This window comes from Pseudenhygromyxa sp. WMMC2535, assembly GCF_011083025.2.
Map to the genome: position 1 here is coordinate 3,653,425 of NZ_JABJWV010000001.1, position 14,415 is coordinate 3,667,839.

A 14,415-nucleotide genomic window follows, 5' to 3' on the forward strand; every position below is an offset into this window, starting at 1 on the left:
GGCGCTGGTGCTGGGCGCTCAGATCGGGTCGACGATGTCGAGCTGGACGAGCTTGTAGCCCTGCTTGCGCGAGGTCTTCTCGATCAGGTTGTCGTCCGAGGGGTTCGCGGCCCCGTTGCCCTGGCTGGTCGCGGGATCGTTCATGATCCAGTGCCCGTCTGCGTGGCGGCCGACGATGACCACGAAGTGGTTGTAGGCCTCGCCCGCGTCGGAGGCGTAGTCGACCCGGGCCAGGGTCGGCTTGTTGGCGGCGATGCGCTCGTCGAGCACGGCCTTGAAGCCGGAGCTCACGACCTTGCGCGTGCCGAACTCGAGCGTCGGGGTCTCGCCGCAGGCGAAGGCCACGCTCCAGATCACGCTGTCGCCGCTGTAGCCGTCGTGATCGTCGAGGTACTCGTCGATGGTCTTGGGGCTGACGTCGCGGCCGTAGTAGCTGAGGATCATCGCCACCGAGGTGATCGCGCAGCCTTTTTGCTTGAGCGTGGCCGAGTTACCGAGCACCCGCGAGCCCCACTGGGTGTCGCCCTGGGAGTAGTGTGGGACCTTCTTGCCGTCGCGGACCACGAACACGTGGCCGTCCTCGCTGGTGCTCGCGCCTTCGCTGGTGCTCGCGCCGGCGGGCATCACCCGGGCGAGCTCGGTGGTGAAGGCGACGGGGTTGTAGTGCCAGCACTTGGCCGATTCGGGCAGCGGGACCTCGGCCGCGGCGGCCTCGCTCCACCACAGATAGGGGGCCATGCGCTCCTCGAGCCCGTAGGTCGAGAACATGTTCATGCCCTCGAGCTTGGGGATCGCCACGCCGAGATCGATGGCCCACTCGCTCATGAACTTGCAGGCGTAGGTGCGCAGCAGCTTGGCCTTGGGGTGGGTCTCGTAGAAGCCGCGGATCTCGTCGAAGGTCAGGATCTCGTCGCTGGCCCAGTAGCTCTGGTCCTGGTCGACGAGGCTGACGATCTGCTGGCAGTCGAGGTTGAAGTCCTCGTCCTCGTCCTCGACGCTGGTCCAGCCGGGCATCAGGTTCTCGGGCGAGAACAGCTCCCAGTGGATCATCCCCGTGCGGTAGTCGGCCGAGCCGTACTCGCCGCTGGTCCACAGCTGCTCGCCGCCGCGCACGGGCTTGTCGAGGGCCACGACATCGCCGCTGCGCAGCTGCTCGAGCAGCGCGTCGTCGATCGGGCCGCGGGCCGGGGCCTTTTGCAGCCCGCGCCAGGTCTTGCCCCCGGGCGAGATCACCTGGTCGGTCTTCTTGAACTGGCCCTGGTCGACGAGGAGCTGCTGGAAGCGCTCGATCGCGGCGAGCGTGGCCGCGTCGCAGTCGCCGCTCACCGGGCCGCTGTACTCACCGTGGAGCTGGAGCCGGGTCTGGACCTTCTTGACGTCCTCGGGGGCGTTGTCGCAGTCGAGGCCGACGGCGCCGGCGAGCGACTCGCTGCTCGCCTCGGCCTCGGCTCGTAGCCACGCGAGCTCGGCGAGGGCCTCGTTGTCGGCGTCGAGCGCTTCGACGCCCAGGTGCATGTAGAGCGCGTAGAGCTTGTAGGTGGCCGTGGCGTCGAGGGTCCCGCCCTCTCGCTCCTCGCGCAGGCCCCAGTACCACTGGTCCTTGATCGCCGCATAGCCGGTCTTGCCGACGAGCGCGCTGTCCTTGGCCGTCTTGACCTTCAGGTGCGCCCAGGTGTAGCCGTCGGCCTCGATCAGCTCGGGCTCGAGCAGCTCGAGCTCGTCCTTGGCGGCGAGCATGCCCAGGCGCTCGCCCGAGAGCGAGGCGCTGGCGCGAAATTTGATCGCGTCGATCCGGACCTTGTAGCCGATCAGCTTGCCCTTGGGCTGCATCTCGTCGAGCTTGGCCCCGGACAGCTCGTGCTCGACGAGCACGAAGCTGGTGCTCCCATAGTGGCCGATGGCGAGCGTGGGGTCCTCGGGCAGGCGGGCGGCGATCAGCTTGCCCTCGCACAGCGCGTGCACCGGCGTCCCCGCCTGGGTGTGAATGTGCAGGCCGCCGTGCCAGACCGTGTTGGTCCCGATCGGGAAGTAGCCGCCAGGGTGGGCGCGCTCGGTGTGCTCGTAGTAGGCCTCGGTCAGCGCCTCGCTCGGCGTGTTGCTCTGGTCGTCGCCCTCGCCCAGGGCGATCGGGAAGTAGACGGCGCTGCCGGTCGGGATGTCCTCGCCTTCGAGCCACTCGCCGCGCGCGGTGATCCGCCCGTTGGGGCCGCCGTCGCGCATCTTGGGCAGGTTGGTGTTGGCCTGCCAGTAGTCATAGTCCTGGATCAGCTTGCGAAAGCCGGCGTAGTCGTTGGCGACGACCAGCGGCTTGATCAGCCGCTCGTGCTTGGTCGCGTGGTTCTTGTAGCGGTTCATGTCGCCGCGGAAGGCCAGGTCGACGAGCAGCTCCTTCATCTTGAGGGGGAGCGCGGCCCAGTCGGCGCCCCACTCCTCGCTGACCTTCTTGCGCACGAGCTCTGCGTAGGTCGGATAGACGTGGGTGAACAGGTTGGACGAGGCCTCGGTGGTGATCACCGCGTCCTTGCCCGGGAAGTTCGTGGTGATCCAGGTCTTGGCCGTGGACCCGCTCTTGCCCACGCCGCCGGACAACTTCTGCGCCACGTCGCTGGGCACCCCGGCGGCCTCGAGATCGGCGATCACGTCGGCGGCGGCGCGCTCCTTCATGTCGTAGCCCGGGCCGATGGTCACGCCCGAGACGCTGCCCGGGCAGTGGGGGCGAAGCACGGCGCGGAGCTTGCCGCCCTCGGTCTCGAAGGTCAGCTGACAGTAGTTGGGGAAGCTCTTGTCCATTGGGGTCGCCGCGGGTCAGCTGCCGTGGGCCTGTTCGAGGGCCGCGATGGTGTCGTCGTCGAGCTCGCCGCTGGGCTCGAGGTCCGCGTCGCGCTGGAAGCGACGCAGGGCCTCGCCGGCCCGGGCCTCCTGGTAGTCGGCCTGGGCGTGGCCGAGGTTGCGCAGCCGGCCGTGGGCGCCCGTGGGCGTGTCCACGGGGTCGAGGGCGCTCAGCGCCAGGGTGTAGCGCAGGCGTCGGTTGGGGAGCTTCAAGATCGCCTTTGCCAGGCGCACGGGGAGGTCGAGGACGAGCTTGCCCTCGCCGTCGGTGCTGCCCTCGATCGCCTCGCCGCCCTCGTACTCGACCACGTAGGGCTCGTCGGCGAGGGCCTCGAGGCCGCCGACCAAGGTCAGGTGTACGCGGGCTCGCTCACCGGGGATCACCACGCGATGGACACGGCTCGTGGCCACGCCTCGCGCCTCGAGCTCGGGCGCGGGGACATGGAGCTGATCTCCCGGCAGCAAGAGGTTGGGGTGACGCTCGCGCTCGCGCAGCGCCTCGTTTTGCGGCGCGTCCCAGACCTTGTCCCAGGGCATGCCCGCGCTCGCGGCGATGGTACAGATGCACTCGCCTTGTCGAACTCGGTGCGCACGCCCTGTCATGGGTGCCCATGGTGCCCGCAAAGCATGGCCAGCGCCAGCGCGATGGCGGGGCGAAGTGGACACGTGGAGACAGCCCGCTCGGCGGTCGGGGGCGGTGTGCTGGTCCCGCGCTTCGGCTGCGTGAACGACGAGAAACCGACCCCTGGCTGTGACCGAATCACAACCTCGAAGGGGCAGTCCTTGCGCTTGTCATCGCTCGGGCCTTGTTGCAATTTGATGCCTCCGCGAGGCCGCTTCCTCGCCGAGGTGACAGCATGGCCGAGCAGGACTACGAGACTCCCGTCACCCTTCGCTTCGAGAGCGACGTAGAAGGTAGCTGGCAGGTCCTGGGTCTGCTCGGCTGGCAGCGCTTCAACGAGCCCTACGAGCTCGCGGTGTCGATCGCGACCGCGGACCTGATGGCCGAGCCCGACGAGCTGCTCGGGGCCTCGGTCAACTTCGTGCTCGAGCGCCTCGGCCTCGTCCACGAGCTCTCGGGGATCGTCGAGCGCGTCGAGGATGGGCGGACCGACGACCACCACCTGTTCGCGACCTTGACCGTGGTGCCGGCCGTGGTCGCGCTGATGCATCGGGTCAACAACCGGATCTTCCAGGACATGAGCGTGCCCGAGATCCTCGAGCAGGTCCTCGGCGAGGGCCTCGCGCCTTATGGCCGCGAGCTCGATCTCGGCTACCTCAGCGGCGTCTACGAGCCCCAGGAGTACACGGTCCAGTTCCGCGAGACCGACTTCGACTTCGCCTCCCGGCTGATGGAGGAGTACGGCATCGTCTATCACTTCGTCAGCGCCGACGGCAAAGAGGTGATGACGCTCAGCGATAGCGACGGGGTCTGCGTCGACCTGCGCTCTTTCGGCAACCAAGACGGCATGGTCGCGATGACCGACCGCGACGCCGACCCGGGCCTGCACGAGAACGTCTACGAGTTCCGCCGCAAGTCCAAGCTGCGGTCCACGGTCGCGCGCACGCGGATCTTCGACTGGCTCGACCCGAGCCGCCCGGTCGAGGTCGAGAACGCCGACAGCGTCGAGCTCGACACCCTGGCCAACGGCGCCCAGCTCGAGCCCGAGCGCGAGGAGTACGACTACCAGGAGCCGAGCACGATGTTCGGGCACCGCAGCGCCGGGCTGTCGAGCGCCGCGGTCGAGGCCCAGATGTCGCTGCGCCGCGGCCTCCAGCAGCGCGACGCGATCCGCTGCCAGGGCAAGAGCACCGTGTCCGGCATGGCTCCGGCGGTCCAGTTCGAGCTCCTCGATCACCCCCAGCTCGAGCTCAACTCGCGCTACACGGTGATCGCCGTCGAGCACGCCTTTGGTAGCTGCGCCGGGGGCTTGGGCGTGGGCGCGGGCGACTACGCCAACCGCTTCGAGTGCATCCCCGCCGCCTACCTGTGGAAGCCCGAGCGCCGCCGCCCGCGGCCGCGGGTCCACGGCATGCAGACCGCCACGGTGGTCGGACCGGCCGGTGAGGAGATCCATACGGACGCCCACGGCCGCATCAAGGTCCAGTTCCACTGGGACCGCGAGGGCGGCTACGACGAGCACAGCTCCTGCTTCATCCGCGTGGTCCAGCCCTGGGCCGGCAACGGCTGGGGCTTCGTGTTCCTCCCGCGCATCGGCATGGAGGTCGCCGTGACCTTCGTGGGCGGCGACCTCGACCGCCCGGTGGTCACCGGTTGCCTCTACAACGGCGACCACGCCACGCCCTACCCGCTGCCCGACGACAAGACCAAGAGCACGATCAAGACCGAGAGCTCACCCGGAGGCGGGGGCTTCAACGAGCTGCGCTTCGAGGACGCCGCGGGCGCCGAAGAGATCTTCATCCACGCCCAAAAAGACTTCAACGAGGTCGTGCTCAACGACCACAACACGACCGTCGGGAACAACCAGACCAACAACGTCGACGTCGACCAGACCCAGACGGTCCACGGCAACCAGTCCGAGACCGTCGACGGCAACCAGGACATGACCGTGGGCGGCAACCGCCTGGTCCACGTCGTCGGCGACTTCGAGGAGGCCGTCGACGGCGCCGAGACGCGCACGGTCACCGGCGACGTGACCGAGACCCTGCTCGCCAACGAGACCCGGGACATCACCGCCAACCAGACCGAGACCATCGGCGGCAACGTCACGCACACGATCACCGGCGACCAGACCGACACGATCACCGGCTCGCTGAGCCAGACGATCACCGCCGGGGTCACGGTCACGACCCCCGCGACCTACGAGGTCACCGCCGACGGGGGGATCACCATGACCGCCTCGGCCGGGATCAAGATGGTCGCGCCGGCGGGCTTTCAGGTCGTCGCGCCCGGGGGCACGACCACCGTCGACTCCTTCTTCGACAAGCACGGCGGCAAGAGCACCGACGCCTTCGGCTTCAAGATGTCGGTGGTCGGGGCCAAGACCGACATCGTCGCCGCGCTCGCGCTCTCGCTGGTCAACAACAAGGTCGACATCGTCGGGCTCAAGATGGACATCGCCGGCTCGGTGTTCAAGGGCGGGCGCCAGACCACCATTCAGTCCCTGGGCATGGCGATCATGCAGGGCTACGTCAACCTCAAGTGCTTCGGCCTGATTTCGATCGTCTAGGATCTCCCCATGAGCGAGAAGAGCGTCGGCGTCATCCTGGTCGTGGTCCTGGTCCTCGGCAGCTTTGCGATCGGCTTTGGCCCGGAGCTGATGCGCAAGCTCGAGACCAAGCGGGTGCTGCGTGAGGGCGCCCCGGCCACGGCGGTGATCACCGCCCTCGAGGACACGGGCAACCGCGCCAACGACAACCCCGAGGTGATCGTCAGCCTCGAGGTCAGCCCCGAGGGCGCGCCCAGCTTCAGCGCGAGCGTGACCACCTACCTCGGCGCCGTCGAGCTCCAGTCCTACGCGATCGGGGCCGAGATCGCGGTTCGCTACGATCCGGCGGATCCCTCGGTGGTCGTGCTGAGCGGCCCGCCGCAGCCGCCCGCGAGCCCGGCCGCTCAGCAGGCGCCCGCCCAGCAGGCGCCCGCTCAGCAGGCGCCGGGGGAGCCCAGCGCACCCGCGCCCGAGTGAGCGCGCAGACCCCCGAGCCATGAAGGTCATCAAGCCAGGCAAGCTCAGCGCGCTGACCCGCTGCTTCGAGCACCAGCGCCGCTTTTACCTGGGCGTCTCGGCCGTCGCCTTCGTGCCCTTCGGCGACGGCCTGAGCATGCTCTCGGAGATCGGCATGTGGACCTTCGTGGCCGATCGCCTGGGCACGCAGATCGAGCTCGACGCCTCGGTGCCCAAGGCCAAGGCCGAGTTCATCGTCGCCGGCTCCGCGTTCACCCCGGGCGGCCAGCCGCAGCCGCACTGCGCGGTCCGGGCCAAGGTCGCCGAGCGCGAGAAGATCCTCTACGTCCACGGCGACCGCCACTGGATCGGCGCCCGGGCCAGCGCGCCCGCGCCCTTCACCCAGCTGCCCCTGGACTGGAGCCTGGCCTACGGCGGCCCGAGCTACGCCCGCAACCCGCTGGGCAAAGGCAGCGCCCCGATGCTGATCGAGGGCGTGGAGATCCAGCCGCTGCCCAACGTCGAGTCGCCGAGCCAGCGCGTCGAGTCGCCGCGCCAGGCCGTGGAGCCGGCGAGCTTCCTGCCCGTGGACCTCGGCTGGCCGCAGCGCCAGGCCCTGGCCGGGACCTACGACCAGCACTGGCTCGATAACCTGTTCCCGGGCTACGCCGCGGACGTCGACTGGGAGATCTTCAACGTCGCCCAGGCCGACCAGCGCCTCGAGCGTCCCTTTCGCCCGGGCGACGTCTACGAGTTCGAGAACCTCCACCCCACGCGGCCGCTGATCCGCGGGGCCCTGCCCGCGCTCGCGGCCCGGGCCTTCGTGACCCGCAAGCCCACGGGCCCCTCGACCCTCCACGAGGTCCCGCTCTCGCTCCAGACCCTGTGGGCCTTCCCCGACGCCGAGCGGATGATCATGGTGTTCACCGGCTCGATCCAGGTGGCGGAGGAGGACGCCAGCGACGTCCTCGCGCTGGTCCTGGCCGCCGAGCGCAGCGGTGAGGCGCGCACGCTGGACCACTACGCGGCGGTGCTCGCCGAGCGCCTCGACCCCGAAAAGGCCGCGCTCGCGGCCCTGCGCGACGACCCGCTCGTGCCCGCGGAGCTCGTCGAGGTCGAGGACGCGACCTTCGCCGAGGAGCGCGAGCTCGGGGCCAACGAGGGGCTCTTGCAGGCCAACATGTTCCGCAAGGCCGAGCGCGAGTTCGCGGCCTCGCGGGCCCTGGTCGCCAGCTTTGGCCTCGACCCCGACATCCACGGCCCGCCCGCGCCCACGCGCCCGACCCCGCCGCCGAGCCCGGAGCAGCTCCCGCGGGTGATCGAGACGCTGCGGGCCGAGGCCGAGGCCCAGCGCGTCGCCGAGCAGGCCCGCCTGGCCCAGCGCACCAAGGAGATCGACGCCATGGTCGACGCGCTCGGCGTCGAGGGCCTCGACAGCGCCAGCTTGGCGGCCGAGCGCGGCCAGACCCCCGTGGGCCCGCCCACCTTCACGGCCGAGGGCCAGCGCGAGCTGCTCGCCGGGATCGCGCGCGAGTCTCGGGCGCGCGGCACGGTGATCGACGAGATCGAGGAGATGATCGTCGACACGGCCCTGTTCGCGCGCTGGCTCGACGCCGAGCAGCGCCTGCGCGAGGGCTACCGGCTCACGGCCCACCTCCAGGCTCCGGCTCCGGCCATGGACAGCTCGCTGACCGCGGCCTGCCGCGCCCGGGTCAGCGAGGCCGTGGCCGCCAAGCAGCCCTTCTCCAAGCTCAACCTGACGGGGGCCGACCTCTCGGGCATGAACCTCGCCGGGGCCGATCTCTCGGGGGCCTTCCTCGAGGGCGCGCGCCTCGACGGCGCCGACCTGCGCGGCGCCGACCTCAGCAAGGCCGTGCTCGCCCACGCCTCGCTGGAGGGCGTGCGCTTCGACGCGGCCAAGCTCGTCGGCGCGAACCTGGGCAAGGCCAAGCTCCACGCCTGCGTGTTCGATGGCGCCGACCTGGGCGAGGCCGTGCTCAGCGGCGCCGAGCTGCGCGAGTGCTCCCTCGACGGCGCCCGGCTGCTCGGGGCCGAGCTCGGGGAGGCGAGCTTTCACCAGACCCGCGCGCGCGGGGTCGAGGCGCGCAGCCTCCAGCTGATCCGCGTGGACCTCCGCGGCCTGGACCTGGGCGGGGCGGATCTGCGCGAGACCAACTTCATCGAGGGCAAGCTCGACGCGACCCCGCTGGCCGGGGCGCGCCTCGACGGCTGCACCTTCTACAAGTGCACGCTGGCGGGCGCGGACCTGTCGGGGGCGAGCCTCGACAACGCGCGCTTCGTCGAGGGCTGCGTCCTCGACGAGGCCACGCTGAGCGAGGCGAAGCTGACCCGGGCCCACTTGCGCGGGAGCTCGCTGCGCGGCGCGGACCTGCGCCGGGCGATCCTCGACGACAGCGATCTCAGCGAGTGCGATCTGAGCGCGGCCAAGCTCTACCAGGCGGTCGCGAGGCGGGCGCGCTTCGAGCGGGCCGAGCTGGCCGAGGCCGAGCTGATGTCGGCCAATTTGATGCACGCGAGCTTCTCGCGGGCGCGGATCCACGGCGTGGACCTGCGCGGCGCCAACCTCTACGGCGCGGACATGGCCCGGGTGCGCAGCGACGAGCGGGTCTTGCTCGACGAGGCCCTGCTGACCAAGGTCCGCGTGCTGCCGCGCTACGACCCGAGCAGCGACCCCGACGCGGGACCGGGCGGACCTGGGCAGGAGGCTGGACGTGGCTGAGCAGGCGACCCCGCGCACGGCCGAGGCCCTCGCCGACTGGGTGCGCCGCGGCGAGACCCTAAACGGCCTCGACCTCTCGGGCTGTGACTTCTCCGGGGCCGCGCTCGGGGGCGGCGTGTTCGAGCGCGTCGACCTGCGCGGGGCCAAGCTGCGCGGGGCCAAGTTGGCCGAGTCGCTGTTCATCGACTGCAATTTCGAGGGCGCCGAGCTCGATGGGGCCAACCTGCACCAGGCGATGTTCTCGAACGTCGACCTGCGCGGGGCCTCGCTCGTGGGCGCGCGGCTGACCACGGCCAAGTTCGACGTGGCCGAGGCCGCGGGCGTGGACCTGCGCGACGCGGACCTGCGCGCCCTGGTCTTGTCGCGCTGCGCCCTCGAGGGCGCTCGCTTCACCGCGGCCACCTTGGCGCGCACGGCCTTCTTGCGCTGCGGCCTCGAGGGCGTCGACTTTGGCGGCTGTCACCTCGAGGCCGTGACCTTGTACGAGGCCGACCTGCGCCAGGCCAAGCTCGCCGGGGCGAGCTTCGAGCGCGCGACCCTGGTCAAGGCCAAGCTCTCGGGGCAGGTCCTCGCGGGCATGCGCTTTCACCTGACTCAGTTCACCGAGGGCGAGCTCGAGGGCTGTGACCTGCGCGGGGCGGACCTGAGCCAGGCCAACTTCAAGGGCGCCAAGCTCGAGGGCAGTTGCCTGGCCGGGGTCACCGCACCGAACGCGCTCTTCGTCGAGGCCGACCTGCGCGGGGTGGATCTGCGCGAGGCCAAGCTGCCCCAGTCGATGTTCATCGACGCCCTCCTCGACCAGGCCAATTTCAGCGCGGCGGACATGCAGCAGTGCGTGCTCCACCGGGCCAGCTGCCGCGAGGCGCTGTTCCTGCGCGCGACCTTGACCTACGCCGACTTCTCGAACGCGACCTTGACGGGCGCAGACTTCACGGGCGCCTCCATGTTCCGCACCAACCTCCACGGCGTGGAGGACACGGGCGCGCAGTTCAGCGACCGCGGCCGGGCCCTGGCCACGGACCCCGAGCTCGCCGCAGCGGAGCGCTGGAAGCCGAAATTTTGAGCCTGCGGGCCCGTGATGGGCTCGCGTAGACTGGAGCACGACCATGCACGCACAGAAGATCGACCCGCTCAGCCTCGCCTCGCAAGACGCCGCATCTGCGGGCGAGGGCGCTGCCCCGCGTCAGGGCGTCGCCGTGGTCCACGCCCGCGACGCGCGAGGCTGGCTGCTGCGCGAGGCCCAGGACGAGGCGCGACCTGGGGCGCTGAGTGTGGCCCAGCGCGCGCTCAGCTGCCTGATCGAGCCCGAGCTCGGCGACCGGGTGCTCTTCGTCGCCGTCGGCGAGGAGCGCTTCGTGCTCGCCGTGCTCGCCCGCGCGGCCAGGGCCGAGGGGGAGCTCGAGGCGCCCGCGCGCATCGCCGTCGAGGGCGACCTCGAGCTGCGCGCAGGCGGCCGCCTGCGCGTGGGCGGCGAGGCCGTCGAGCTCGCGGCCGAGCGCGCCCTGGCCGTGCGCAGCGAGGAATTCAGCGTCCAGGCCCGCCGCGGGCGCGTGCTCTTCGACGCCCTCGACACCTTCGTGCGCCGGGTCCACGCGACCTTGACCGAGTCGACGATCGTCGGCAGGGCGCTCGAGCGCTTCGTCGAGCGCTTCACCGAGCACAGCCACACCAGCTACCGCTCCGTGGCCACTGTCGACCACGTGCGCGCGGGGAGCATCGACTACCACGCGCAGACCGTGGCCCACGTCCACGGCGAGAACACCAGCATGAGCGCCGCCGAGCTCGTCAAGGTCGACGCGGGGCAGATCCACCTGGGCTGAGGCCCGACTCCGCCTCTACCCCCCCCTACTCGAAGAGGAGCAAGCGCATGTTCGCGAACACGCAGATGATGGGCATCGACACCGGCTTCCCCGATGTCTGCCTCACGCCGACGCCCGCCGGGCCGGTGCCGATCCCCTACCCCAACATCGCCGCGGGGCCCATGGGCGTGCCCGCGGCCTACAACGTGCTGTCCATGGGCACGCCGACCCACAACATGACCACGGTCATCCCGCTGACCAACGGCGACAACGCCGGGGTCGCGACGGGGGTCGCCTCGGGCGTGGTCATGGGGCCCTCGCGTCACCTGACGGCCGCGTTCACGACCCTGGTCGGCGGCGCCCCGGTGACGCGGATGACCAGCGTCTCGCTGCAAAACTCGACGAACTGCCCGGGCGTCCGGGTGGCGCCGAGCCAGGTCAAGGTCCTGGTGCTCTCAGCCTGAGGGACGCTCAGCTGCGCGAGGGGTACAGGCCCTGAAGCGCGATGATGTAGTTGATCGCCAGGTAGGGCTGCATCGTCGACACGGGCTGGCTCCCGCCGGTGTTGGCGATCGCATGCTCGGAGGCCGTGGCGTTGGGGCTGTCCGAGCTATAGACCTGGGTCTGGGCGTCGCCGAGGACGTTGCCGCTGGCGCTGGACTGCTTGGCGTCGCCGGAGAAGACGTTGAGGCTGTGGTTGTGCGAGGGCATGTTGGCCGCCGACAAGGTGACCTGCTCCGCGCCGCTCTTTTGGCCGAGGGTATGGACGCTCAGCCCTGGTCCGTCGCCGGCGCTGATCGGCACGCGGCCGCGGAGATCTGGCAGGCCAAAGGTGGTCTTGCCGTTGCCGCCGTAGGTCGTGCCGAGGATCGAGAACAACGCGGTGTTCTCCGAGATGGAGAGGAGCTGGCCGTGGCACATGGCCCAGCCGCGGGGCGCGAAGTTACCAGCGAAGATGATGATCTGACCGATGAATGGTTCCATGAGTTGTCCTGACATGACTCGGCCGAGCGCGCTCCACAGCGAAGCGCGACGGCGAGTCCACGATCTCGACTTAGCACGAGCGGGGCGCTCGGTGGATAGAAGAGTATGGGTCTGCTTGCTCGCCGAGCGCTCCCGCTGGTATTGCCGAGCGACCGCGATGAACGAAGATCTCGAGCCGAACATGACGCGACCGAGCTGCCCCGCCTGCGGTGAGGCGGGGTCGATTCCGCTGCACTCGGTGTGGATCGAGCTCTCGGCCCTCGCGGACTACGGCAAGGGGGGACGCGAGCGGGCGGCCGTCGAGCTGTTCACGAAGTGCCTGCGCTGCGCCGCTCTCTTTTGGGTGGGGGAAGCCGGGGCGCTCAGGCCTGCGCCAGCGGGGGCGCTCTCGCCAAGGTCGCTGTGGGTGCTTCCGCCTTGGAAACAAGCTCGCGATGCCTCGAGCTTCGAGGCGTCGTGGGACGTGGCGGAGGCCCACCTCGAACAGCAGGCGATCACCCTCGAGTGGGTGGCCCCGCTCTACGAGCTGCTCGGGCAGCTGCGCCGAGCGGGGCTGGACCAGCGCCTGCGGGCCGGTCAGTCGAACAACGCCCTGGGCCTGAGCCGGGCGCTGCGAGACGGGCTCGCGGCCGGGCAGAGCTACCTGTACCTGATCCCCGAGGGCGACGGGCGGGTGCGCCTCGAGGGCGAGCTTCGTGGTCAGGCGACCGCCGAGGGCTCGATGCCGGCGCGCTTCGAGGGGTCGCTGCGGCGGGCCGTGGAGGCGCTGTGCGAGGTCGAGCTCGACGGTTGAGCCCCTGGGTCAATGAGGCGCGCCGAAGGGGGCACCGAGGCTCTCGAGGGTCATCGAGGGCCTCACGAGGGCCTCTCGATGACCCTCGTGAGCCCAAGCAAAGGGCCGATTCGCGCGTGACGCCGCGCGGACTCGCGCGTGCGAGTCCACGCGAAGCCTCGTTTGGCCCGGCGGAGCCCTCGCCATCGACCCGTCGACGCAGACCGTGCTTGAATCGGGCGCAGGACAGCCATGCGACGACACGGACACGGACACGGACACGGACACGGACACGGACAAGGACTCGGACTCGGACTCGCCTCGCTCACGTCTCTGCTCGCGCTCGGGTTCACCGGCTGCCTGGTTCAAGAGGATCCCTTCGCCGTCGACGAGCCCGACGACTGCTCGGTCGAGGCCCAAAACCAGTTCGTGCTCGACGTCATGACCGAGTACTACCTGTGGCACGACGAGATCCCCGATGACGTCGTGCTCGCGGACTACGAGGGCCCCGAGTCCCTGGCCCGAGCGCTGCGCAACGACAACGACCGCTGGACGCGGGTCGCCGACAAGGCGACCTCCGACGCCCTGTTCATGGAGGGCAAGTTCATCGGCATCGGCTACAAGACCCAGCGCATGGACGACGACAGCCTGCGGATCTCCTTCGTCAGCGACGACTCGCCGGCCTCGGCCGCGGGCATCCAGCGCGGGGATCTGATCGTCGGCGCCTACCTGCCCACGGACGACGCGCGCAGCGGCTTCGAGGACGAGTACCTGAGCGTCGCCGAGCTCGACGAGCAGGGCCTGTGGAGCGAGGTCTACGGCGACGACGAGCCCGGGGAGCCCTCGCGCCTGGTGATCCAGCCCGTCGACGGCGACAGCCCCGAGGACGTGGCGCTGACCAAGGAGTGGATCGACATCGTCAGCTTGCCGGTCGTCGAGGTCCTCGAGGGCAACGGCGGCCCGGTCGGCTACTTCGTCATGGACAAGTTCGTCGAGACGACCAAGGCCGAGCTCGAGGCGGCCTTCGCCAGCTTCGGGGAGGCCGGCGCCGACACGGTGATCATCGACCTGCGCTACAACGGCGGCGGGCTGATCAGCGTGGCCGAGCGCCTCGTCGACCTCGCCCTCGGGGCGGGGCACGACGGCGAGGTCGCCTACCGCTTCGAGTTCAACGACAACCTGGCCGACGAGAACTACTCGGCGACGATCTCGGACCTCGACAACTCGATCGACGCCCAGCGCATCGTGGTCCTGGTCTCGGGGCGCACGCTCTCGGCCAGCGAGCTGGTCATCAACGCGCTCTTCCCCTACGCCGAGGTCACCCTGGTGGGCAGCGACACCGGCGGCAAGCCGGTCGGCTCCAAGGGCTTCGACTTTTGCGAGAAGCGCATCTATCCGGTGACCTTCCGCCTGGTCAACGCGGACGGCAACACCGACTACTTCGAGGGTCTGCCCGCGGACTGCCTGGCCGAGGACGACCTCTTCCACCAATTCGGCGACCCCGAGGAGGGCATGCTGGCGACGGCGCTGGCCTACCTCGACGAGGGGAGCTGCTCGCTCCCGGCCCCGGACGAGCAGGGCTTCGATCGCAACGGGTTCTCGGCGGTCGGCCGGCGGATGCTGCCCAACGAGGCGGCCCGCGACGACATCGACAGCTGGTAGGGG

General features: G+C 70.2%; 11 protein-coding genes. 8 read left to right on the plus strand and 3 right to left on the minus strand.

Annotation, left to right across the window (positions count from 1 at the left end; translation table 11 throughout):
- Positions 1-18: 18 nt before the first annotated feature.
- Both G6O69_RS14330 and G6O69_RS14335 read right to left on the minus strand, forming a co-directional pair.
- Positions 19-2,790 carry a C39 family peptidase gene (locus G6O69_RS14330; protein WP_172304063.1) on the minus strand — a complete coding sequence of 924 codons (2,772 nt, stop codon included), beginning with the start codon at positions 2,788-2,790 and terminating at the stop codon, positions 19-21.
- 15 nt (positions 2,791-2,805) lie between these two features.
- Positions 2,806-3,432, minus strand: a complete 627-nt coding sequence (locus G6O69_RS14335; RefSeq protein ID WP_176396825.1) for a peptidoglycan-binding domain-containing protein — start codon at positions 3,430-3,432, stop codon at positions 2,806-2,808.
- A gap of 254 nt (positions 3,433-3,686) precedes the next feature.
- On the opposite strand from G6O69_RS14335, the gene tssI reads away from it, so the two are divergent.
- The 6 genes from tssI to G6O69_RS14365 are packed head-to-tail and all read left to right on the plus strand — an operon-like array spanning position 3,687 to position 11,458.
- A complete protein-coding gene (gene tssI / locus G6O69_RS14340) occupies positions 3,687-6,020 on the plus strand; it encodes a type VI secretion system tip protein TssI/VgrG (RefSeq protein WP_172304065.1) in 2,334 nt (777 codons plus the stop codon).
- Positions 6,021-6,029: 9 nt separating this feature from the next.
- The gene (locus G6O69_RS14345) at positions 6,030-6,476 is read left to right on the plus strand and encodes a DUF3592 domain-containing protein (protein ID WP_172304066.1); all 447 of its coding nucleotides are present in this window, start codon (positions 6,030-6,032) and stop codon (positions 6,474-6,476) included.
- 19 nt (positions 6,477-6,495) lie between these two features.
- A complete protein-coding gene (locus tag G6O69_RS14350; RefSeq protein WP_172304067.1) occupies positions 6,496-9,195 on the plus strand; it encodes a DUF2169 domain-containing protein in 2,700 nt (899 codons plus the stop codon).
- Entirely contained in the window at positions 9,188-10,258 is a 1,071-nt protein-coding gene (locus G6O69_RS14355; protein WP_172304068.1) for a pentapeptide repeat-containing protein, read from the plus strand. Before G6O69_RS14350 ends, G6O69_RS14355 begins: the two co-directional genes overlap by 8 nt.
- A gap of 43 nt (positions 10,259-10,301) precedes the next feature.
- On the plus strand, positions 10,302-11,015 hold the full coding sequence (locus tag G6O69_RS14360) for a DUF3540 domain-containing protein (RefSeq protein WP_172304069.1): 714 nt from the start codon (positions 10,302-10,304) through the stop codon (positions 11,013-11,015).
- A 47-nt stretch (positions 11,016-11,062) separates the two neighbouring features.
- Positions 11,063-11,458 carry a DUF4150 domain-containing protein gene (locus tag G6O69_RS14365; protein ID WP_172304070.1) on the plus strand — a complete coding sequence of 132 codons (396 nt, stop codon included), beginning with the start codon at positions 11,063-11,065 and terminating at the stop codon, positions 11,456-11,458.
- 7 nt (positions 11,459-11,465) lie between these two features.
- On the opposite strand, the gene G6O69_RS14370 is transcribed toward G6O69_RS14365, so the two are convergent.
- The gene (locus G6O69_RS14370; RefSeq protein WP_172304071.1) at positions 11,466-11,978 is read right to left on the minus strand and encodes a tail fiber protein; all 513 of its coding nucleotides are present in this window, start codon (positions 11,976-11,978) and stop codon (positions 11,466-11,468) included.
- 157 nt (positions 11,979-12,135) lie between these two features.
- On the opposite strand from G6O69_RS14370, the gene G6O69_RS14375 reads away from it, so the two are divergent.
- Both G6O69_RS14375 and G6O69_RS14380 read left to right on the plus strand, forming a co-directional pair.
- Positions 12,136-12,771: a hypothetical protein gene (locus G6O69_RS14375; RefSeq protein WP_172304072.1), complete on the plus strand. Its 636-nt coding sequence runs from the start codon at positions 12,136-12,138 to the stop codon at positions 12,769-12,771.
- Between the two features lie 231 nt (positions 12,772-13,002).
- Positions 13,003-14,412 carry a S41 family peptidase gene (locus G6O69_RS14380; RefSeq protein ID WP_172304073.1) on the plus strand — a complete coding sequence of 470 codons (1,410 nt, stop codon included), beginning with the start codon at positions 13,003-13,005 and terminating at the stop codon, positions 14,410-14,412.
- Positions 14,413-14,415 lie beyond the last annotated feature (3 nt).

Bases quoted from the DNA above. Each gene is read 5' to 3' on its own strand.
- G6O69_RS14330 (WP_172304063.1), bottom strand. From the start codon at position 2,790: ATGGACAAGAGCTTCCCCAACTACTGTCAGCTGACCTTCGAGACCGAG.
- G6O69_RS14335 (WP_176396825.1), bottom strand. From the start codon at position 3,432: ATGACAGGGCGTGCGCACCGAGTTCGACAAGGCGAGTGCATCTGTACC.
- tssI (WP_172304065.1), top strand. From the start codon at position 3,687: ATGGCCGAGCAGGACTACGAGACTCCCGTCACCCTTCGCTTCGAGAGC.
- G6O69_RS14345 (WP_172304066.1), top strand. From the start codon at position 6,030: ATGAGCGAGAAGAGCGTCGGCGTCATCCTGGTCGTGGTCCTGGTCCTC.
- G6O69_RS14350 (WP_172304067.1), top strand. From the start codon at position 6,496: ATGAAGGTCATCAAGCCAGGCAAGCTCAGCGCGCTGACCCGCTGCTTC.
- G6O69_RS14360 (WP_172304069.1), top strand. From the start codon at position 10,302: ATGCACGCACAGAAGATCGACCCGCTCAGCCTCGCCTCGCAAGACGCC.
- G6O69_RS14365 (WP_172304070.1), top strand. From the start codon at position 11,063: ATGTTCGCGAACACGCAGATGATGGGCATCGACACCGGCTTCCCCGAT.
- G6O69_RS14370 (WP_172304071.1), bottom strand. From the start codon at position 11,978: ATGGAACCATTCATCGGTCAGATCATCATCTTCGCTGGTAACTTCGCG.
- G6O69_RS14375 (WP_172304072.1), top strand. From the start codon at position 12,136: ATGAACGAAGATCTCGAGCCGAACATGACGCGACCGAGCTGCCCCGCC.
- G6O69_RS14380 (WP_172304073.1), top strand. From the start codon at position 13,003: ATGCGACGACACGGACACGGACACGGACACGGACACGGACACGGACAA.